The organism is Reinekea marina (assembly GCF_030409715.1).
Classification (GTDB): domain Bacteria; phylum Pseudomonadota; class Gammaproteobacteria; order Pseudomonadales; family Natronospirillaceae; genus Reinekea; species Reinekea marina.
Genome location: NZ_JAUFQI010000001.1, coordinates 2,815,976 through 2,834,174 on the forward strand (window position 1 = coordinate 2,815,976; position 18,199 = coordinate 2,834,174).

Below are 18,199 nucleotides of genomic sequence, written 5' to 3' on the forward strand. Positions count from 1 at the left end.
AAATTAATTGACTAAAAACAATACCATTCCAGGCCAATAGGTAATCAACAAAACAACCGCCATTAATACAACCATAAAAGGCAGGGTTGCTGCATAAAGTTCGGTAATAGATTTCTTAAATCGATAGCTGGCAATAAATAAATTCATTCCCACCGGCGGCGTAAAATAGCCAATCTGCATATTAGCAACGAAGATAATACCTAGATGAATCGGATCTATGCCGTAATCCATGGCAACAGGCAAGATTAACGGAACAATAATGATTAAGGCCGCAAAAATATCCAAAATGGCGCCCAGTGCTAATAAGCCTACGTTGAGACACAATAAAAAAGCCCAACGGCTGTCGATATTATTTCGGATAAACTCGAACACTATGGAAGGAACTTCAAGGTCGACCAATAAATTGGTAAACGCTAAGGCAACCCCTAATATTAACAAGATGCCGCCGACCATCTTCATCGCATTGGCCGCAATACTTGGCAATGACTTTAGCGATACTTCTTTGTAAACAAATACTTCAATAATCAGCACATATAAGGCCGTAATGGCGGCGATATCTGACACCACTAACCACCCACTGAGAAGGCCACCCAGCACAATGACAGGAATTGCTAGCTCCCATTTTGCGCGATTAAGCTGCCGTAACAGTTCGCTAAATTGAAAGGGTATTAGTGGAACCGCTTGGTGTCGCTGACTCCATACGCCATACCCCCACAACGCAAAAATCATAATTACGGCCGGTATTAAACCAGCAATAAATAGATCTTGAATATCAACATTTGCAATATTCATTTGCTGAGCAACGATGCCATATAAAATCAAAGGAATGGCAGGAGGTAACAGCAAGCCAAGGCTGCCTGATGTAGTAATAAGTCCTAGTGAAAATCGCTCAGAGTAACCGGCTTGTTTAAGTGCCGGCAGTAACAATGCACCCAGAGCAATAATGGTCACGCCACTGCCACCCGTTAGCATTGTGAAAAAAGCACAGGCTAACAATGAGATCAGTATCATTCCACCAGGTAGCCAGCCAAAAGCCGCGGCTGAAAGTGCAACCAGCCTATCGGCCGCTTTACTTTCGCTGAGTAAATACCCTGCGAATGCAAACAATGGCAACGCCATCAGCAGGGTATTTTCGGTTAGCCTATATAACTCAATAGGCAACACCATGAGGTCAATTTCAGCTACCCAAAAACCAGCCGCTGCGCCTCCTAAAATTACCGCAAACAAGGGCGCGCCAACAAGGGCCGCAAGCAATACAATCAGCGTCAGTATAGAAGTCAAGATTGAGGCTCCTTTACTGTGCTGAATAAGCCTATCGTAAATCTCAGTGCCATTATTGAAAAGCCGACTGGCATAATGAGCTCAAATGGCCAAGCAGGCAGCTCAGAAAAAGTTTGAGTCTCATAAACGTATTCATCGTAAACAAAGCGGGCACTGTGATATGCCATTAACGCTGAAACCAACGAGGCAAACAATAAGGCTAACTTGGTTATCGCCCAAAGCTTCGCGCCTGTCCAATAATGCTTTAAAGCATCTATGGCTATATGCTCACCTTCTTTTGTTGCCACCATAGCCCCTAATACGGCCAGCCAGAGCACAAGCAGTCGATTAAATGGATCTATCCAAAATAGACTGGTACCAAATACATTGCGTAAGACAATTTGCAATACAGCCAGCAAAATCATACACAGCAAAATGGCCACCAACAGCCCTTTCTCAAAACTGGCCCAACGCTCAATCCAAACTCGCATACTTACCCTTTTGATCGAATCTCATTCAAAATTGCCATTATGCGATCGTAAAATTCTTGGCTGATTTCGCCCGATTCAATTAATTTCGCAGTTGCCTTCGCCGATTCTTGTTCTAACGCAGCTCGATCTTCCGCACCCGGTTCTAAAATGGTAATCCCTAGGCTTTCTAAGGCTTTGAACGCTTTTTTGTTGTCTTCTCTAGCAATGTTATCGAGTACCTTGCTGGATTGGGTAAGTTCTTCTTCTAGAATCGCCATATCGGCGTCACTGATACCTCGAAGAGCTTTGGTCGAAATACCGACAACACCGTAGGTGTACATAAACGGAGCGTTAGTTAGATATTTTGTTTTACTGTACCACTGTAACGTAATTGCCCCTACCGGAGGCGCAACAAAGGCATTAATGGCCCCAGTTTGTAAGGCTGTTAGCACATCCCCAATATTCAGTGCAATCGGGTTTATGCCAAATGATTTAGCAATTTTTTCAGTAAATGGATCATTGGCTGGCAACCAGATCTTCTGTTGTTTTAACGCATCAATAGACGTGGCAGGTTCTGTTGTCATGCCAAACGCAAAACCGCCTTCGACAACACCAAAGGTTTTCCAACCATTCTCTGTAAAGCCCTGGTTAATCTCTTCATCAATGAGCGCGCGAACCGCATCAACTTCACTGAAATCTCTAAAAAGTAACGGCGCATTTAACACTTGGGAATCTTTATACACATCAGCTAAGCCTCCACTATGAATAAAGGCACCGTGCAATTGACCTATTCGCACTTTCCGTTTCACTGCAACCGCGTCACCCATAACCCCACCTGGGTAAAACTTTAATTTGATTCGGCCTTCCGTTCGCTCTTCAATTCTTTTGCCTGAAGCTCTTAATTCATTTAATACTGAGTTGCCATCTGGATACTCAGTGGCAATTTTGAGTTGCTTTGCTTGCACGCCCGATACGAAAACGACGGTAAGCAATACAATTAACGCAGTCCTAAACATGGTGAATCCTTTAAAAATAATCATAAGATGAAGCTAGCAAAAGTTTCGCCTGTTGTTGGGCATACACATTCTGCAGCGTGTACCCCTCAACATACGGATCCAGGCTTAACACCTGCTGAAGCAATTGATCGTGTAATTCTTGGTCAAACATGAGTCGGGCGTAATTGGCCGCATAGTACACATAGATGATTAAGTTTTCTTCTTTTCCTGCCTTTAACGCTCTCTCATAATAGTCTTGAGCAACATCGGGCTTCCCCCCTAGGCTTGGCGGTAATATGCTATTCATAACGCCTAAATACAGTAGGCCCATGCCTTTTTCATAGCTTTCATCAATACTCACCAACTGCTTCAAGACGGCCTCTGCCTGACCAAGTTGGGCTACAGCCAGCCAATCGTCTGAGTTCGCTTGTATAAATGAAGCCCACGCGGTCCCTAGTGCGTATAAATACGGTACGTCGTCTTTATCAGACCACTGCTCTATTTTGCCCACAAAATCATCACGATGCGTGTCTTTTAAGTCACAGGCATTCTCATCGTGTAAGCAAAATGCTTCAAACGCATAATTTAACGCTTTTGTGGACATATTTTTTTTACGGATAGATTGTTCGGCCGGTATAAAGACTCCGGCATATGAGCCGTTCAAACTAGCGGCGGTAAGATGCATAGCCTCGCTATTTGGGTAAGTGCTCACTAACGCGTCGACCATGAGAAGATAGGCTGGTAACCCATCATTTACAGTTTCTAAGTCATCACTATTTAAAATGGCGCCCGAAAGATTTGCGGGCAGTTGAGTAGTAGCACAGCCGCTAATAATAGCGGCGCATACAAAAACAGATAACCGAAGCATAGGCCTCTCTTAACATTAACATTAATAATGACAGTATAACGAACTTCGATGACATTTCGATTAACTAATGGATTTTCGTATCTCGCGTTTTTCAGAAACGGGGTACAGGGCGTAATGCCGCCAGAATTCAGATAAAGTAAAGTTTTGTAAGACTTGCTGGCTGTAGGCTTCTTTTCGCGCTTTTAGAGGATCGTAACCTTTGTAATGGATAATTTTCAAACAATCAGGACATACTTGTTTTGGCATATTGACGGTGATGTTAGTCGCCACAAAAAGAGAGTCATCTATAGGGAATTGCTCACAATGGGCAACATGAAAGACGCTTTTGTCTCTTACAATACAGCGAGTATTTTTGTATACCAATGTAAAGTCGAGCAAATGCGATACCCCACTGCGAGGAAGTTCAGCGCCTTGTCTTTGCAGTAACGAACGCTCATCCCCCGTTAAGTGGTGCTTGGGGTCAAATAGCTCAAAGGCCCCTAGCTCGGAGGCGTTCATTTTTTCGCGAAGTTTATTAAATGGCTCAAACTCCGTGAAATCAGGTAAATGAATTGCCATTATTTTTGACTCTCTAAAATAGCCGCAATGCGACTTTCAGCATCGGTCCGTAACCGAAACTCAACACGACGTGAGCCTTCTCTATTTTCCTCTCCTGCGGCTGTGTAAATTGGTTTAGAGGAGGAAAGCCCATTGGCTGTCATATGGGCTTTAAGCCATTGCTTTTCATTTTGCACTGCAGGGATTTCCAATAAAAAGCTTAAAGTGGATCGAGTGCGCGCTTGCGATAATCCCATATTCAAAATATAGGCTTCATCTTCAGCCCGACCTAACCAACCACTAGAAGTGTGACCTTCTATTCGAACTTCTGCGATGTCATCGCGGTATTTTTCAGATGCAATAATGGCTAGGTATCGCGGGAAAAAATCTTCCAAAATGGCTTTAAACTCAGTTTTGAGTTCATTCTCTCCTTTATCAAAGATTAGCTCAGGACGCCCAAAACGAATACTCAAGTCTTCATTTATTTCCGCACCCCAGGCGTCTAGATCTGGCTGAAACTCAGTTAACAGGTCTTCATACAATTGAGTTCTTAATCGATCATATAAAACGGCAACATCACGAATTTTGTTCCGCTCAATTTCAGCGTTCACCATAAACACAATGGCGATCAACAAGAACACCATCATTAAACCTGCCATCAGGTCGCTGACTGATACCCAATGCTCTTCTTGCTCGATATGCTCTTCGGTATTGACCATATTATTTCTCTGCAGCTGAAACGAGATCGCGGAGTTTATCGGTTAACGGGATGTAATCATTAACGAATTTTTCTGATAACGAAGAAAGTTGGTAACCAAAACTCGTCAACGCTTTATTGAGCTCAGCCTCCATAGAAGATTCAAGGCGTTCAAATTGTTGGTTATTTTTTTCAAGCAATGATTCTAATTGCTTTCCTACCGCCTCTTGTGAACGAGTCGTTCCCTCGATCAGCAATTTACTTACCTCTTCAGAGGTGTCTTTTATGCCACTTGCGGTTTGCTCTAATATTGACCTCATTTGCTCAGTTTGGCCTTTCACTAGCTCTTGTAACCCTGTCGTGAGCGCTAAAATTCTATTTTCTATTTGAGGCAACCCTTCTTGCGCATCAACAATGAGCGTCGTAAACGTGGTTAAATATTCGCGCAGGTTTTCGCTTTGGCTCTGCAATGCATTGAGTAGCGTTTCCATATCTTCGGCGACTGTTGTAAAGGAGCTGGTTTGAGAGATTAGTTTTTCAAAAGACTCTGCTGCAATTTTTGAAGAATTCGCTGATCGCTCATTGGCTGACATTAAGTCCTCGAGTTGGCCTTTGTAGTTCGATTGCCACTCCAACATTTGTCCGACCGACTCATTTAAACGCTTGAAGTTGTCGCCATACTGATCTTCAATTCGCGTATTAAATTCGCGCATAACATGGGTTATGGCTTGTTCTAATGCTACTTTATTGGCTTCGGTCATTTGAGTTTGATAGCCATTTAGCGTGTTCAGTAAGGCTTCGTGATGAGCCTTGGCTGTATTCGCTTGCTGTTCTCGCCAAGCCAACCAGTTATCTTTATCGTCTTGACTCACGGCGTTGGCAATTTTTTCTAAGTGCCAAGCAAGATCATCCATTGTGGCCGTTTGCTTTGCCTCTCTATGCGCACGAACTCGCATACTGGCAACGGCATAGCGAAACTTAATCGACAAGGCACCCAATAAACCTGCGATCGATGTCCAAAAGGCTGTTTTCAATCCTTCTAAAAGGGTCGGAACACTATTTTCAACCGACTGAGTATCAAAATCATTTAACCCCAAAGCCACGCCGAGAAACGTTCCAAAAATTCCGATACTGGTTAAAATTGACGGTGAGTAATTAGCGGTATGCGCGGAATAGACAGGCCCGTGAAAATAAACCAGCAATGCTGCAATGATCGCTATAAACGCCCACGTGAGCGGGGGGAAAGACTGTAGCAGTTCCATGTTATAACCTAAGTAATATCAACTCAGTTTAGTATGCCATTGCGCAGCACTTAGGACAAAGTTTTAGACAGCGATGAAGTTTTAGACAAAAAAAACCGAAGCGCTGAGGCTTCGGTTTTCATTAATAGGCATAGCCTTAAAAAGGCATTAGCCAAAGTAAGAGAGCATAACACCAGCCGCAACGGCTGAGCCAACAACACCAGCAACGTTAGGACCCATAGCGTGCATTAACAAGAAGTTTTGGTTATTGGCTTGCAAACCAACTTTGTTCGATACACGTGCGGCCATTGGCACGGCCGATACACCAGCTGAACCGATCAATGGGTTAATTGGAATTTTAATGAACAGATTCATGAACTTAGCCATCAACACACCGGTAGCCGTACCGACACAGAATGCAACCAAACCAAGAGACAAAATTCCTAACGTCTCAACATTTAAGAAGTATTCTGAGCTCATTTTAGAACCCACACCTAGACCTAACATGATGGTTACGGTGTTCATTAATGCATTCTGAGCTGTATCGCTTAAACGCTCTACTACGCCGCTTTCTTTCATTAAGTTACCGAAACAAAACATGCCGAGTAAAGGCGCTGCGGAGGGTAAGAACATAGCCACCAAGAATAACACCATAAGCGGGAACACAATTTTCTCTCGCTTCGAAACTACTCGTAGCTGAGTCATGGTAATTTTGCGCTCGGCTTCGGTAGTTAATGCTTTCATGATCGGCGGCTGAATTAACGGTACCAATGCCATATAGCTGTAAGCCGCTACAGCAATAGCACCCAACAATTCAGGGGCCAACTTACTTGCAACAAAAATAGAGGTAGGCCCATCTGCCCCACCAATAATACCGATCGCGGCGGCATCTTGCAGGCTAAAGTCTACCCACCCCATGCTGGTCATCCACATTGCACCAATGACGGTACCAAAAATACCGAATTGGGCGGCGGCACCTAAAAACAATGTTTTAGGGTTAGCCAGCAATGGGCCAAAATCGGTCATTGCGCCCACACCCATGAATATGAGTAGCGGGAAAACACCGGTTGAAATACCAATATTAGAAATGTAATACAGTAACCCACCCGGATCACCCATACCTGCGCCAGGAATGTTCACAAGCACAGTACCAAAACCAATTGGCAATAATAGCAAAGGTTCAAATTGCTTATTGATGGCTAGGTAAATTAATACCAAGCCAATAATCATCATTGAGAATTGACCAAACTCTAAATTCGCCAACCCAGAATCGAGCAGTAACTGCTGAAACTTATCCATTGAGTGGCTCCTTATAGTGTGATCAATGTATCGCCAACAGCGACGGAATCACCTTCTTTGGCCGTTACCGAACTGACGGTACCTGCTTCAGGTGCACTGACTTCAGTCTCCATTTTCATAGCTTCAAGGATCATCACCACTTGACCTTCCTCAACGACATCGCCCGGCTTAACCAACACTTTGAAAATGTTCCCCGCAAGAGGCGCTGAAATTTCAGTTCCGGTGCTCGCTGGCGCAGCGGAAGTTGAAACCTCGCCACCTTCTTCAATCGACGTTTGGTAGGTTTTACCATTAATGGTCACGGCAACCGCACCTTGCGCATCTACAGCCGCCACATAGTGTTTACCATTCACTTCTACTGTATAGGTACCAGAATCTTTTGATTCCGAGCTGGCCTTTGAATCTTGGGCCGTAGGAGCAGGTTCAAATGCGTCTGGGTTACCCCGGTTTTGTAAAAACTTAAGCCCAATTTGAGGGAACAGTGCGTAAGTAAGCACATCATCCACGCTTTCTTGAGCTAATTTAAAGCCTTTTTCTTGCGCTTGAGATTCTAGTTCGCTCGTTAACGCGTCTAGTTCATTGTCGATTAAATCGGCAGGTCGACAAGTGATTGGCTCCGCACCATCTAAAACTTTCTTTTGCAGTTCAGCGTCAAAAGGAGCCGGTGCTGCACCGTATTCGCCTTTTAAGATCGCCTGTGTTTCTTTAGAAATAGACTTATATCGCTCGCCCGTTAGAACATTTAAAACGGCCTGAGTGCCGACGATTTGTGACGTTGGCGTAACCAATGGAATATGGCCTAAATCTTTACGAACCTTAGGAATTTCGGCAATAACTTCATCGAATTTATCCGCCGCGCCCTGCTCTTTTAACTGCCCTTCCATATTGGTCAACATGCCGCCAGGCACTTGAGCAATTAAGATTCGTGAATCGGTTCCGCGCAATTGACCTTCGAACTTAGCGTACTTTTTACGAACGCCACGGAAGTAATCGGCAATTTCTTCTAACAAATCAAGATCGAGCTCAGGATCACGATCGGTGCCTTTAAGCGCGGCAACGAATGATTCCGTTGGCGAATGACCGTATGTCATCGACATCGAGGAAATGGCTGAATCTATATGATCGATACCCGCTTCAATAGCCTTCAACAAAGTCATTGAAGATAACCCTGACGTTGCATGGCAATGCAGAGAAATAGGCACGTCTATGCTGGATTTTAGTTTTGTAACAAGATCATAAGCTTCGTATGGCGCTAAAATGCCAGACATATCTTTTATCGCGATTGAATCCGCGCCCATGTCTTCAATTTCTTTTGCCAACGACAGCCATTTTTCTGTGGTATGAACTGGGCTCGTGGTATATGAGATTGTACCTTGTGCATGCGCGCCGTTATCTCTAACAGCCTGCATCGCACGTTGTAAGTTTCGAGGATCGTTCATTGCATCAAACACTCGAAAAACGTCGACTCCGTTCTTCACAGCTCGCTCAACAAACTTGTCTACAACATCATCGCCGTAGTGGCGGTAGCCTAATAGGTTTTGCCCGCGCAATAACATTTGTTGCTTGGTATTGGGCATGGCTTTTTTAAGCTCACGTATTCTATCCCAAGGATCTTCGCCTAAGAAACGTATACATGAATCAAAAGTCGCTCCGCCCCAAGACTCTAGAGACCAAAAACCGACTTGGTCTAATTTATCGCATATCGGCAGCATATCGTCGATACGCAGTCGCGTTGCAAACAAAGACTGGTGCGCATCTCGCAGCACTACGTCTGTGATTTTAATAGGATTTTTTTTATCAGTCATGGCCTCTCGCCTTTCAAATTCTAAAAGTTAGTGGACTTAAATTGCATTGAATGCGCGTTCAGCGCTGATGCACAAGTTTTACGGCCGCTGCAACGGCAGCAACCTCAGCCATTTCTTCATCGCTGTTTCGACTTTGCGGACGAGCCACAACTTCTACTTCAGGCAATCGCATTAGGATCTGCGACATTATTGTGATGCCGAGCACCAATAATGCGAGGAATACAAAGACAGACCCCATCCCCATAACCATGAGGCTGACGCCATCCCACATAATATCGGACATAAGGTCGATTCCTGTGTGATCTTATTTAACAGTAATATGGTTAGTGCTTTTAGTTTTGCTAGGTCTATTCCTGACCTTTCTGAGCTACGTAGAGTACTCAAACAGTGGGTCAGGCGCAATAACTAGGGAGCAACCATTGTTGCAATGCTATATTTCAGACATCTTTAGCATGTTCAATAATCAAACAATCTTATCCAGATGATCAAGATAAGTTATTCTCTGGAAATCGGATTTAATTCTCGAAAAGCAGTCTGCCTTGCACTACTATGCTGCCCTTATTTTATGCGGTATAGATACATTTAATGAAAGTTTTACTTGCCCCGATGGAAGGCTTGGCCGATGCCTATTTAAGAGAAATTTTAAGTAATGCTGCTGGTTACGATTTGATCACTTCTGAATTTGTGAGAATTGTCGACCAACTCCTACCAAAACGTACATTTTTTGATCAAGTACCAGAGTTGAAGAATAACAGCCAAACCTCCAATGGCACTCCAGTACGGGTCCAATTGCTTGGTAACCACCCTGAGATGATGGCCAGTAATGCATTAAGAGCAACAGAGCTGGGCTCGTTTGGCATTGACTTAAACTTTGGCTGCCCCAGCAAAACTGTCAATAAAAGCAAAGGCGGCGCAGTCATGCTGACTGATCCTGAATCGATTTACCAAACAGTATCCGCGGTACACTCTGCCCTACCTCCCACACAACCGTTATCCGCAAAAATGCGGCTTGGGTACGAAGACAGCACGTTAATGATGGAGTGTGCGCAAGCTATTGCTGATGGTGGCGCGCAAGCAATTACGATTCACGCTCGCACTAAAAGCCAAGGATACACGCCGCCAGCCTATTGGCATTTGGTCAAACACATCAGCGATAAACTAGACATCGAAAAGACGATAAATGGCGATATTTGGACATTAGCCGATGCGCACCAAGCATTAAAAGACTCTGGTTGCGACAATGTCATGATTGGACGCGGTGCAATTAAAAACCCTAAGCTCGCTGACTGCATAAAAAAGAATCAAGATAAGACGGCTCAATGGTCTCAAACGGCGCCATTAGTTAAACATTTTTGGATGAGTATTACGCAGGAGATGTCGAACCGATACTGTGCGGGTCGTTTAAAGCAGTGGCTAAATTATCTAAAAGATCAATACCCTGAAGCAGAAGCACTCTTCGTAAGTGTTAGGCGATTAACAGACATCAACGACATTCAACCCTACATCGAGGCGCTTTAGCGCTTCAAGCGGTGTACTAAAGGTATTAAAGAAAACGAATAAGAAAATAAATCAGGAAAGATTTGAAAGTAGAAATGGCGCGCCCGGCACGATTCGAACGTGCGACCGCCTGGTTCGTAGCCAGGTACTCTATCCAGCTGAGCTACGGGCGCGCAAGGCATTAACACAGTTATACTCCGGTTAATAAGGAGTTGGCGCGCCCGGCACGATTCGAACGTGCGACCGCCTGGTTCGTAGCCAGGTACTCTATCCAGCTGAGCTACGGGCGCGTACTTCTTGAGTTGCCTACCAACATTAAAGAAACTTTAATGTTGATGGCGGAGAGTGAGGGATTCGAACCCTCGATAAGATTTCTCCTATACGCCCTTAGCAGGGGCGCGCCTTCAGCCACTCGGCCAACTCTCCAAACAACGGCGCGCATATTACCATGTTTTTTCAAAAAGAAAAGGAAAAAACCTAATAAAATTAAACAATTAGCGCGTTTTCCTATAATTCAGACCCGCAATATAATATTGAGAGTTTTACTCGTCGTCTTGTTCAGGAGAGCCTATTTCGCGCTGGATACGTTGATAGATCTCTTCACGGTGCACAGCTACGTCTTTTGGCGCATTGACACCAATACGCACTTGATTCCCTTTTACACCCAATACAGTAACAGTAACTTCATCACCGATCATCAGTGTTTCGCCAACTCGACGGGTTAAAATTAACATTAAACTTCTCCTAAATTTCTGGAATATTCCTGCAATCCAGTCACCCATCCTATCGCTGGGTAAGTGCACAACAATAGTTACTAGTATTGACTAAATTCCAAAAAAACAAACTTTTTAATTAAAAAAACTAATTCAGATTAACAACTTAACCTATGATTGGCGCTAATTCTACACCTTTAGAACTAGACTTGCTCTTCTACAGCGTCTAAATCGAACGCAGTATGAAGCGCTCTAACCGCTAATTCCAAATATTTCTCTTCGATAACCACAGAAACCTTGATCTCAGAAGTCGAGATTAGCTGGATATTTATATTTTCCGAGGCTAAGGCATCGAACATTTGCGAGGCCACACCGGCATGTGAGCGCATTCCTACCCCGACAATCGAAATTTTGGCTATCTCACTGTTACCCCGTACTTCCTGTGCTCCAAGATCTTGAGAGACTGAATTTAGCACCTTAGAAACACGCTGATAATCGTTTCGATGTACGGTAAAGGTAAAATCGGTCGTTTTATCTTCGGCGATATTTTGAACGATCATGTCTACTTCGATGTTCGCCGCACTGACTGGTCCTAAAATACGACTGGCCGCGCCAGGAATATCGGGTACACCCACAAGCGTAAATTTCGCTTCGTCTCGATTAAATGCAATACCTGAAATAACCGGCTGTTCCATTTTATGTTCACCTTCAAATGTAATCAAAGTACCTTCGCCATCGACAAAACTCGATAAAACGCGCAGTGGTACGTGGTACTTACCTGCAAACTCGACTGCTCTAATTTGCAACACCTTAGAGCCCTGACTGGCCATTTCCAGCATTTCCTCAAATGTAATTTGAGATAGACGCTGAGCTTTTTCTACCACGCGAGGATCGGTGGTATAGACGCCATCGACGTCGGTGTATATCTGGCATTCATCTGCATTTAAAGCCGCCGCAACGGCAACGGCAGAGGTATCGGAACCGCCTCTACCCAACGTAGTGGTATTTCCAAGCTCATCTACGCCTTGAAAACCCGCAACGACTACGACTCGGCCTTTTTTAAGATCTTCAGAAATAGAGCTCACATCAATATCTTTAATGCGAGCTTTGGTGTGCGCACTGTCGGTCAAAATTCTGATTTGATCACCGGTGTAACTTCTCGCATCACAGCCACGCGCCTGCAATGCCATGGTCAATAAAGCAATGGTGACTTGCTCACCCGTAGAAACCAAAACATCCATTTCACGGGGGCTTGGGTCATCGCTTATCTGATGTGCCAAGCCAATTAATCGGTTTGTTTCACCGCTCATGGCTGAGACTACCACGACGATATCGTGTCCTTGATCTTTAAATTTCGTGATCTTATCGGCCACGGCTTCGATGCGCTCTGGGTTGGCGACAGATGTACCACCAAATTTCTGTACGTACAGTGCCATAATTATCCGCCCAGCTTAGTGCGCACCCAATCAACAAGGCTCGCAAGTGCTTCATCAAGTTTGGCACTGTCTCCACCGCCGGCCATGGCCATATCTGGCTTACCACCACCTTTAGCACCAATGGGCGCACCAATCGCGTTAACCACATCGCCTGCTTTAACTTGCGATATTTGATCTTTTGTCACACCCGCGGCTAATTGAACCTTATTGTCATTTACGGCCGCCAATACAATAATGGCGCTGCCTAGCTTATCTTTCATTTGGTCCATCGTGGTACGTAATGACTTAGCGTCTACTCCGTCTAGTCGTGCGGCTAAAACTTTAACGCCATTAACATCGACGGCACTTCCCGTTAAATCACCGGCTGCGGCCGAGGCCATTTTAGCTTTCAGTTGCTCAATGTTCTTTTCCAGTTCTTTTATTTGCACTAAGCTCGCTTGAGCTTTACTGGGTAGCTGCTCAGTTGAACACTTAAATGTGCCTCGCAACTGGGAAATTAAATCATCCTCGGCGTGCAATTGCGCCATAGCATAAGGGCCAACTACCGCCTCTATTCGCCGGATACCTGCAGCAATACCGGACTCTGCCGTTATGCGCAACAATCCAATATCACCGGTTCGCTCTACATGTGTTCCGCCACACAATTCTTTTGAAAAACCTTCCGTGCCCATAGAAAGAACGCGAACTTCATCATCGTACTTTTCGCCAAACAACGCCATTGCACCGGCATCACGGGCAGAATCAATATCCATCAACTCTGTCTTCACTGACGTATTGGCTTGAATTTGCTCATTAACGAGTCGCTCTACTTCTCTTAACTCACTTGGAGTGACGGCTTCTAAGTTAGAAAAATCGAAACGAAGCTTATCAAAAGCAACCATCGAGCCTCGCTGCTGAACGTGCTCCCCTAATACTTTACGCAGCGCCGCGTGCAACAAATGCGTAGCACTGTGGTGGCGAGCGGTATTTAAGCGTTCTTCGCGCTTCACGGTAGCCGTTAGCTGAGTACCTACGGTTAGCTCACCCTCTAAAACCGTTACTGTATGCAAGTGATGGCCTTGTAATTTTGTACAGTCAGAAACTTCAAGCTTAATTCCGGGCGCGGTTAGCTGCCCCATATCACCCGATTGCCCACCTGATTCAGCATAAAAAGGCGTTCTATCTAAAATAACAGTACCTGTGTCTCCCGCTTTTAACGAATCAACGGCATCTTGACCGCTTAAGAGCTTGAGAACCTGACTTTCAGCCACTAATGAATCGTAGCCTAGAAACTCTGTAGCACCGTCTAAGGCTAAATCCACGTCTCGATCCATTTTAAACTTACTGGCCGATTGCGACTGTTTACGCTGTTCAGCCATAGCGGCTTCAAAACCTTCAACATCAATAGTTAAGCCATTTTCACGAGCCACATCGGCCGTTAAGTCGGCTGGGAATCCGAAAGTATCGTATAACTTGAAAACCAATTCACCAGGGACCACATCTGAAGTAAGCGCTTTAATGCCATCATTTAAAATAGCCATGCCGTTTTCAAGGGTACGTGCGAATTGCTCTTCTTCAATTTTGAGAACTTTTTTAATGTGATCCGAAAGCTTATCAAGCTCTGGGTAGGCATCACCCATTTCAATGATGAGATCATCGATGAGTTTATAGAAAAAGGTTTGAGTACACCCTAGTTGATGCCCATGACGAATCGCACGACGTATAATACGTCTTAATACATAACCTCGGCCTTCGTTAGAAGGAACAACACCATCGACAATTAAAAAGCCTGCCGAGCGGATATGATCTGCGATAACGCGCAATGACCGGTTTTCGATATCGGTACAGCCTGTTTCTCTCATGGCCGCTTTAATTAAACTTTGGAAGATATCGATTTCGTAGTTACTGTGTACGCCTTGTAAAATAGCCGCTAACCGCTCTAGCCCCATACCTGTATCAATAGAAGGTTTAGGCAAAGGAACACGCTCCCCGCTTTCCAACGTATCGAATTGCATAAAAACTAGGTTCCAAATTTCAATATAGCGATCTAAGTCATCGTCTTTTGAACCTGGAGGTCCACCTGGAACATCTTCGCCATGGTCATAGAATATTTCGGAGCTCGGTCCACAAGGGCCAGTATCACCCATCATCCAGAAATTATCTTTATCACCTAATCGAGACAACCGATTAGGGTCAACGCCAATTTTATTTACCCAGATATCAGCCGCTTCGTCATCGTCTTTATATACAGTTACCCAAAGCTTTTCTTTTGGTAAACCAAGCTCAACCGTTAAGAATGTCCACGCAAATCGAATTGCTTCTTCTTTAAAATAATCGCCGAAACTGAAGTTACCCAACATTTCGAAAAATGTGTGGTGTCGCGCTGTATAACCTACGTTTTCCAAATCATTGTGTTTACCGCCAGCTCTAACACAGCGTTGAGAGGTAGTTGCTCGCGTGTAATCCCGCTTTTCATTGCCTAGGAAAACATCTTTAAATTGATTCATTCCCGCATTGGTGAAAAGCAAAGTAGGGTCATTGTGAGGAACTAAAGAGCCTCCTGAGACGATTTTATGCTGGTTTTTTTCAAAAAAGTTTAAAAAGCGACTGCGAATTTCGGCGGTTTTCATGAAAATGCTATCTCAATGTTAGTTTCGACTAAAAAGACCGCTAATAGTACACACATGATCAGGCTTATGAAACAGGGAATAGGCGAGGATAGCCCTAGAAATGAGCAAAAATAGAGCAAGAATTTTGATTGGATTACACAATGCAAACCAATGATGAGAATTGTATCAAGCCTAGAGTGGGTCTTGATGCTCTTTGAATTGAGAATGGAGTTCATCAAAAGCAAATTGGATCATATTACCGCTGAACCCTCGGTAGCTTAAAAACCGATAGATTTTTGCTTTATCATCATAACTGGCCCCATTAGAGTACCGTCTCGAAACAGCATCAAGCGCTAATTGGCACCAATCGATTTCAGATTGGCTAAGTAGAGCTTCGATCCGGCTGGAAATACCCTTCTGCCGTGATTCATATTGAATGCGTTTAGGGCCTCTGTACTTTGCAATTTGCCCATTGAACCACATTTGGGCGTAGCGCTCATCGCTTTGCAACCCTTGCTCTTGTAAGCGCTCTAAAACATTCTCTATTTCATCAAGGCTTTCTGGAAACCGCGACTGCAACTTAGTCAATAGCTCCGACTGAGAATGCTCTCGTCGAGCTAAAATATTGAGTGCTGTATTCCAAATACTCACAACCAGTTCACCTTAAATAGAAACGCCTTGCTTTCAACAAGGCGCTGTAGGATTGTCATCCCTGACTCAGGTATTCCAAAAACTTTATTGGGCAGTGCTTTCTTTCGCTTTACCCTTCGCTTTTGCTGCTTTCGGTGCGGCGGCACCGTCTTCAGCAGAAGCTTCATCTTTATTACTGCCTTTATTTAAAAACTGAGCACGGATAGCGGTTTCAATTTCGTTAGCAATTTCTTTATTCTCTTCTAAGAAGCGAGCCGAGTTAGCTTTACCTTGGCCAATCTTATTACCTTTATAGCTGTACCATGCGCCTGCTTTTTCAACTAGGCCAATTTTAACGCCCAAATCAATTACTTCGCCCATATGGTAAATACCCTTACCATACATAATTTGGAATTCAGCCTGTTTAAATGGCGGTGAAACCTTATTTTTAACCACCTTAACCCGAGTCTCAGACCCGATCACTTCATCACCGTCTTTCACGGTACCCGTTCGGCGAATATCTAAGCGAACAGATGAGTAGAATTTCAAGGCGTTACCACCTGTAGTGGTTTCAGGATTACCAAACATAACGCCGATTTTCATACGAATCTGGTTAATGAATATCACCAAGCAGTTAGCTGTTTTAATATTCCCGGTAATTTTGCGCAGCGCTTGTGACATTAATCGCGCTTGCAAACCAACGTGGTGATCGCCCATTTCACCTTCAATTTCAGCTTTAGGTACCAAGGCTGCAACCGAATCGACAATGATAACGTCTACAGCATTAGAACGAACCAACATATCGGTAATTTCTAGAGCTTGCTCGCCTGTATCTGGTTGAGACACTAATAAATCATCAACGTTTACGCCAAGCTTCTTAGCATAAGAAGGGTCTAACGCATGCTCTGCATCTACGAACGCACAGGTGCCACCAGCTTTTTGCGCTTCTGCAACAACTTGCAACGTAAGGGTTGTTTTACCAGAAGATTCAGGGCCGTAAATTTCAACAACACGACCTTTTGGCAGACCGCCTATGCCTAACGCAATATCAAGCCCCAAAGAACCGGTAGAAATGGCCGGCATAACGACATCTTGTTGATCGCCCATACGCATAACTGAACCTTTACCGAATTGACGTTCAATTTGCGATAAGGCGGCCGTAAGTGCTTTTTCTTTATTGGTTTCCATGGTTTTTGGTATCCTGGTCAAGTGCTGTATGAATAAACAGTATTTTTACATGTTTAGAATTTAGATGACAAGCTTTTATTTGTTTTTTATCGCAAATAAAGCGTAAGCTGCTCCAATGCGAACTCAACCGTTTGACGGCGAATGGTTTCACGATCTCCTCTAAAGTAGCGTTTAAAGCTATAAACAGCCGATTTAGACGCAAGACCAAACCACACCAGCCCAACAGGCTTTTCAACACTTCCACCTCCCGGTCCAGCAACGCCAGTCACAGAAATTGCCCAATCGGCACCTGATTCTGCTTGCCCACTGGCCGCCATAGCCTCTGCCACTTGCTTACTTACCGCGCCATGATCATCAATCAAAACCCTTGGAACGCCTAGCTTCATCTTCATTTCATTCGAATAGGTCACCCAGCCACCGTCAAACCAAACTGAGCTACCCGGAATAGAAGTACACAAAGCGGCTATACCGCCACCCGTACAGGATTCGATGGTCACTAAAGTCTCATTTCTGAGCTCCAGCAACCTAGCCACTTCACTGAGGTTCATCGCATGTACTCCGATTGTTTGTGGTGATTTTAGCGGCCTTGGTTATGGAGCTGCAAGTTATTAGCTGCAAGCTGATAGTAAGGTCAAAACCTTTAAACCGTCGCGGCTTCGCTTTGGTGGGTGGCTTTACTGGAGCGGGCATCTGAGCCAGGGATGGCGAAGTTGAGCGGCGCAAGGATGCGCGAACAGCGACCCGCGGAAGTGAAGCCAGTCACCAAGGCGGAAACTTATATCCGAGGTTTTGGCTGTAGGCTGCGGGCTGCGAGTTTAGTCAAAACATTTAAAACCGTCGCGGCTTCGCTTTGCTTTGCGCGCTTCTACTTAGGCTTGGTGGGTGGCATTTCTGGAGCGGGCATCTGAGCCAAGGATGGCGAAGTTGAGCGGTGTAGGGATGCGCGAACCGCGATCTGATGAAGTGAAGGCAGCC

General features: G+C 44.6%; 24 protein-coding genes and 3 tRNA genes. 4 read left to right on the forward strand and 23 right to left on the reverse strand.

Annotated elements, in window-relative coordinates; genetic code table 11:
• Positions 1–3: 3 nt before the first annotated feature.
• From QWZ13_RS15445 to QWZ13_RS15495, 11 genes are read right to left on the reverse strand one after another with little or no spacing between them, the layout of a single operon-like run.
• The gene (locus QWZ13_RS15445) at positions 4–1,281 is read right to left on the reverse strand and encodes a TRAP transporter large permease (protein WP_290282562.1); all 1,278 of its coding nucleotides are present in this window, start codon (positions 1,279–1,281) and stop codon (positions 4–6) included.
• Positions 1,278–1,751 carry a TRAP transporter small permease gene (locus tag QWZ13_RS15450; RefSeq protein WP_290282563.1) on the reverse strand — a complete coding sequence of 158 codons (474 nt, stop codon included), beginning with the start codon at positions 1,749–1,751 and terminating at the stop codon, positions 1,278–1,280. Before QWZ13_RS15450 ends, QWZ13_RS15445 begins: the two co-directional genes overlap by 4 nt.
• Before the next feature lie 2 nt (positions 1,752–1,753).
• Positions 1,754–2,746: a TRAP transporter substrate-binding protein gene (locus tag QWZ13_RS15455; protein WP_290282564.1), complete on the reverse strand. Its 993-nt coding sequence runs from the start codon at positions 2,744–2,746 to the stop codon at positions 1,754–1,756.
• A 10-nt stretch (positions 2,747–2,756) separates the two neighbouring features.
• Complete coding sequence (locus QWZ13_RS15460; protein WP_290282565.1) at positions 2,757–3,593, reverse strand: TRAP transporter TatT component family protein; 837 nt, start codon at positions 3,591–3,593, stop codon at positions 2,757–2,759.
• A gap of 60 nt (positions 3,594–3,653) precedes the next feature.
• Positions 3,654–4,151, reverse strand: coding sequence for a hypothetical protein (locus tag QWZ13_RS15465; RefSeq protein WP_290282566.1), 498 nt, complete (start codon positions 4,149–4,151; stop codon positions 3,654–3,656).
• Positions 4,151–4,849, reverse strand: a complete 699-nt coding sequence (locus QWZ13_RS15470; protein ID WP_290282567.1) for an OmpA/MotB family protein — start codon at positions 4,847–4,849, stop codon at positions 4,151–4,153. The genes QWZ13_RS15465 and QWZ13_RS15470 overlap by 1 nt, the downstream gene beginning before the upstream one ends.
• 1 nt (position 4,850) lies before the next feature.
• Positions 4,851–6,089 carry a hypothetical protein gene (locus QWZ13_RS15475; RefSeq protein ID WP_290282568.1) on the reverse strand — a complete coding sequence of 413 codons (1,239 nt, stop codon included), beginning with the start codon at positions 6,087–6,089 and terminating at the stop codon, positions 4,851–4,853.
• A 50-nt stretch (positions 6,090–6,139) separates the two neighbouring features.
• Positions 6,140–6,283, reverse strand: a complete 144-nt coding sequence (locus QWZ13_RS15480) for a hypothetical protein (RefSeq protein WP_290282569.1) — start codon at positions 6,281–6,283, stop codon at positions 6,140–6,142.
• Positions 6,237–7,367 (reverse strand): sodium ion-translocating decarboxylase subunit beta, encoded by a 1,131-nt coding sequence (locus QWZ13_RS15485; protein WP_290282570.1) that lies wholly within the window; start codon positions 7,365–7,367, stop codon positions 6,237–6,239. Before QWZ13_RS15485 ends, QWZ13_RS15480 begins: the two co-directional genes overlap by 47 nt.
• 11 nt (positions 7,368–7,378) lie before the next feature.
• Positions 7,379–9,172, reverse strand: coding sequence for a sodium-extruding oxaloacetate decarboxylase subunit alpha (gene oadA, locus QWZ13_RS15490; protein ID WP_290282571.1), 1,794 nt, complete (start codon positions 9,170–9,172; stop codon positions 7,379–7,381).
• 58 nt (positions 9,173–9,230) lie between these two features.
• Positions 9,231–9,455 (reverse strand): OadG family protein, encoded by a 225-nt coding sequence (locus tag QWZ13_RS15495; RefSeq protein WP_290282572.1) that lies wholly within the window; start codon positions 9,453–9,455, stop codon positions 9,231–9,233.
• A 55-nt stretch (positions 9,456–9,510) separates the two neighbouring features.
• Between QWZ13_RS15495 and QWZ13_RS15500 the strand changes: the two genes are divergently transcribed.
• Both QWZ13_RS15500 and QWZ13_RS15505 read left to right on the forward strand, forming a co-directional pair.
• The gene (locus QWZ13_RS15500) at positions 9,511–9,657 is read left to right on the forward strand and encodes a hypothetical protein (RefSeq protein WP_290282573.1); all 147 of its coding nucleotides are present in this window, start codon (positions 9,511–9,513) and stop codon (positions 9,655–9,657) included.
• Between the two features lie 100 nt (positions 9,658–9,757).
• Positions 9,758–10,690 carry a tRNA-dihydrouridine synthase gene (locus tag QWZ13_RS15505; RefSeq protein ID WP_290282574.1) on the forward strand — a complete coding sequence of 311 codons (933 nt, stop codon included), beginning with the start codon at positions 9,758–9,760 and terminating at the stop codon, positions 10,688–10,690.
• A 75-nt stretch (positions 10,691–10,765) separates the two neighbouring features.
• Here QWZ13_RS15505 and QWZ13_RS15510 read toward each other — a convergent pair.
• The 12 genes from QWZ13_RS15510 to QWZ13_RS15565 form a co-directional block, all read right to left on the reverse strand.
• Positions 10,766–10,842 (reverse strand) — tRNA-Arg (locus QWZ13_RS15510).
• Positions 10,843–10,882: 40 nt separating this feature from the next.
• Positions 10,883–10,959: transfer RNA gene (locus QWZ13_RS15515), tRNA-Arg, on the reverse strand.
• 46 nt (positions 10,960–11,005) lie between these two features.
• Positions 11,006–11,095, reverse strand: a tRNA-Ser gene (locus QWZ13_RS15520).
• A 116-nt stretch (positions 11,096–11,211) separates the two neighbouring features.
• Positions 11,212–11,403, reverse strand: a complete 192-nt coding sequence (csrA, locus tag QWZ13_RS15525) for a carbon storage regulator CsrA (protein ID WP_216000132.1) — start codon at positions 11,401–11,403, stop codon at positions 11,212–11,214.
• 182 nt (positions 11,404–11,585) lie between these two features.
• Positions 11,586–12,818 (reverse strand): aspartate kinase, encoded by a 1,233-nt coding sequence (locus QWZ13_RS15530; protein ID WP_290282575.1) that lies wholly within the window; start codon positions 12,816–12,818, stop codon positions 11,586–11,588.
• A 2-nt stretch (positions 12,819–12,820) separates the two neighbouring features.
• Complete coding sequence (gene alaS, locus QWZ13_RS15535) at positions 12,821–15,427, reverse strand: alanine--tRNA ligase (RefSeq protein WP_290282576.1); 2,607 nt, start codon at positions 15,425–15,427, stop codon at positions 12,821–12,823.
• Positions 15,424–15,642 carry a hypothetical protein gene (locus QWZ13_RS15540; protein WP_290282577.1) on the reverse strand — a complete coding sequence of 73 codons (219 nt, stop codon included), beginning with the start codon at positions 15,640–15,642 and terminating at the stop codon, positions 15,424–15,426. Before QWZ13_RS15540 ends, alaS begins: the two co-directional genes overlap by 4 nt.
• The gene (locus QWZ13_RS15545; RefSeq protein ID WP_290282578.1) at positions 15,599–16,057 is read right to left on the reverse strand and encodes a regulatory protein RecX; all 459 of its coding nucleotides are present in this window, start codon (positions 16,055–16,057) and stop codon (positions 15,599–15,601) included. The genes QWZ13_RS15540 and QWZ13_RS15545 overlap by 44 nt, the downstream gene beginning before the upstream one ends.
• The gene (locus tag QWZ13_RS15550; protein WP_290282579.1) at positions 16,054–16,224 is read right to left on the reverse strand and encodes a hypothetical protein; all 171 of its coding nucleotides are present in this window, start codon (positions 16,222–16,224) and stop codon (positions 16,054–16,056) included. The genes QWZ13_RS15545 and QWZ13_RS15550 overlap by 4 nt, the downstream gene beginning before the upstream one ends.
• Positions 16,142–17,224 (reverse strand): recombinase RecA, encoded by a 1,083-nt coding sequence (gene recA / locus QWZ13_RS15555; protein WP_216000128.1) that lies wholly within the window; start codon positions 17,222–17,224, stop codon positions 16,142–16,144. Before recA ends, QWZ13_RS15550 begins: the two co-directional genes overlap by 83 nt.
• Positions 17,211–17,375 carry a hypothetical protein gene (locus tag QWZ13_RS15560; protein ID WP_290283451.1) on the reverse strand — a complete coding sequence of 55 codons (165 nt, stop codon included), beginning with the start codon at positions 17,373–17,375 and terminating at the stop codon, positions 17,211–17,213. Before QWZ13_RS15560 ends, recA begins: the two co-directional genes overlap by 14 nt.
• Positions 17,311–17,772 (reverse strand): CinA family protein, encoded by a 462-nt coding sequence (locus QWZ13_RS15565; protein ID WP_290282580.1) that lies wholly within the window; start codon positions 17,770–17,772, stop codon positions 17,311–17,313. The genes QWZ13_RS15560 and QWZ13_RS15565 overlap by 65 nt, the downstream gene beginning before the upstream one ends.
• Before the next feature lie 14 nt (positions 17,773–17,786).
• Between QWZ13_RS15565 and QWZ13_RS15570 the strand changes: the two genes are divergently transcribed.
• Positions 17,787–17,918 carry a hypothetical protein gene (locus QWZ13_RS15570; RefSeq protein ID WP_290282581.1) on the forward strand — a complete coding sequence of 44 codons (132 nt, stop codon included), beginning with the start codon at positions 17,787–17,789 and terminating at the stop codon, positions 17,916–17,918.
• Positions 17,893–18,132 carry a hypothetical protein gene (locus QWZ13_RS15575; RefSeq protein WP_290282582.1) on the forward strand — a complete coding sequence of 80 codons (240 nt, stop codon included), beginning with the start codon at positions 17,893–17,895 and terminating at the stop codon, positions 18,130–18,132. Before QWZ13_RS15570 ends, QWZ13_RS15575 begins: the two co-directional genes overlap by 26 nt.
• Positions 18,133–18,199 lie beyond the last annotated feature (67 nt).

Coding starts and splice junctions, on each gene's coding strand:
- QWZ13_RS15450 (WP_290282563.1), bottom strand. CDS start 1,751: ATGCGAGTTTGGATTGAGCGTTGGGCCAGTTTTGAGAAAGGGCTGTTG.
- QWZ13_RS15455 (WP_290282564.1), bottom strand. CDS start 2,746: ATGTTTAGGACTGCGTTAATTGTATTGCTTACCGTCGTTTTCGTATCG.
- QWZ13_RS15460 (WP_290282565.1), bottom strand. CDS start 3,593: ATGCTTCGGTTATCTGTTTTTGTATGCGCCGCTATTATTAGCGGCTGT.
- QWZ13_RS15465 (WP_290282566.1), bottom strand. CDS start 4,151: ATGGCAATTCATTTACCTGATTTCACGGAGTTTGAGCCATTTAATAAA.
- QWZ13_RS15470 (WP_290282567.1), bottom strand. CDS start 4,849: ATGGTCAATACCGAAGAGCATATCGAGCAAGAAGAGCATTGGGTATCA.
- QWZ13_RS15475 (WP_290282568.1), bottom strand. CDS start 6,089: ATGGAACTGCTACAGTCTTTCCCCCCGCTCACGTGGGCGTTTATAGCG.
- QWZ13_RS15485 (WP_290282570.1), bottom strand. CDS start 7,367: ATGGATAAGTTTCAGCAGTTACTGCTCGATTCTGGGTTGGCGAATTTA.
- oadA (WP_290282571.1), bottom strand. CDS start 9,172: ATGACTGATAAAAAAAATCCTATTAAAATCACAGACGTAGTGCTGCGA.
- QWZ13_RS15495 (WP_290282572.1), bottom strand. CDS start 9,455: ATGTCCGATATTATGTGGGATGGCGTCAGCCTCATGGTTATGGGGATG.
- QWZ13_RS15505 (WP_290282574.1), top strand. CDS start 9,758: ATGAAAGTTTTACTTGCCCCGATGGAAGGCTTGGCCGATGCCTATTTA.
- csrA (WP_216000132.1), bottom strand. CDS start 11,403: ATGTTAATTTTAACCCGTCGAGTTGGCGAAACACTGATGATCGGTGAT.
- QWZ13_RS15530 (WP_290282575.1), bottom strand. CDS start 12,818: ATGGCACTGTACGTACAGAAATTTGGTGGTACATCTGTCGCCAACCCA.
- alaS (WP_290282576.1), bottom strand. CDS start 15,427: ATGAAAACCGCCGAAATTCGCAGTCGCTTTTTAAACTTTTTTGAAAAA.
- QWZ13_RS15540 (WP_290282577.1), bottom strand. CDS start 15,642: ATGAACTCCATTCTCAATTCAAAGAGCATCAAGACCCACTCTAGGCTT.
- QWZ13_RS15550 (WP_290282579.1), bottom strand. CDS start 16,224: ATGAAGCTTCTGCTGAAGACGGTGCCGCCGCACCGAAAGCAGCAAAAG.
- recA (WP_216000128.1), bottom strand. CDS start 17,224: ATGGAAACCAATAAAGAAAAAGCACTTACGGCCGCCTTATCGCAAATT.
- QWZ13_RS15565 (WP_290282580.1), bottom strand. CDS start 17,772: ATGAACCTCAGTGAAGTGGCTAGGTTGCTGGAGCTCAGAAATGAGACT.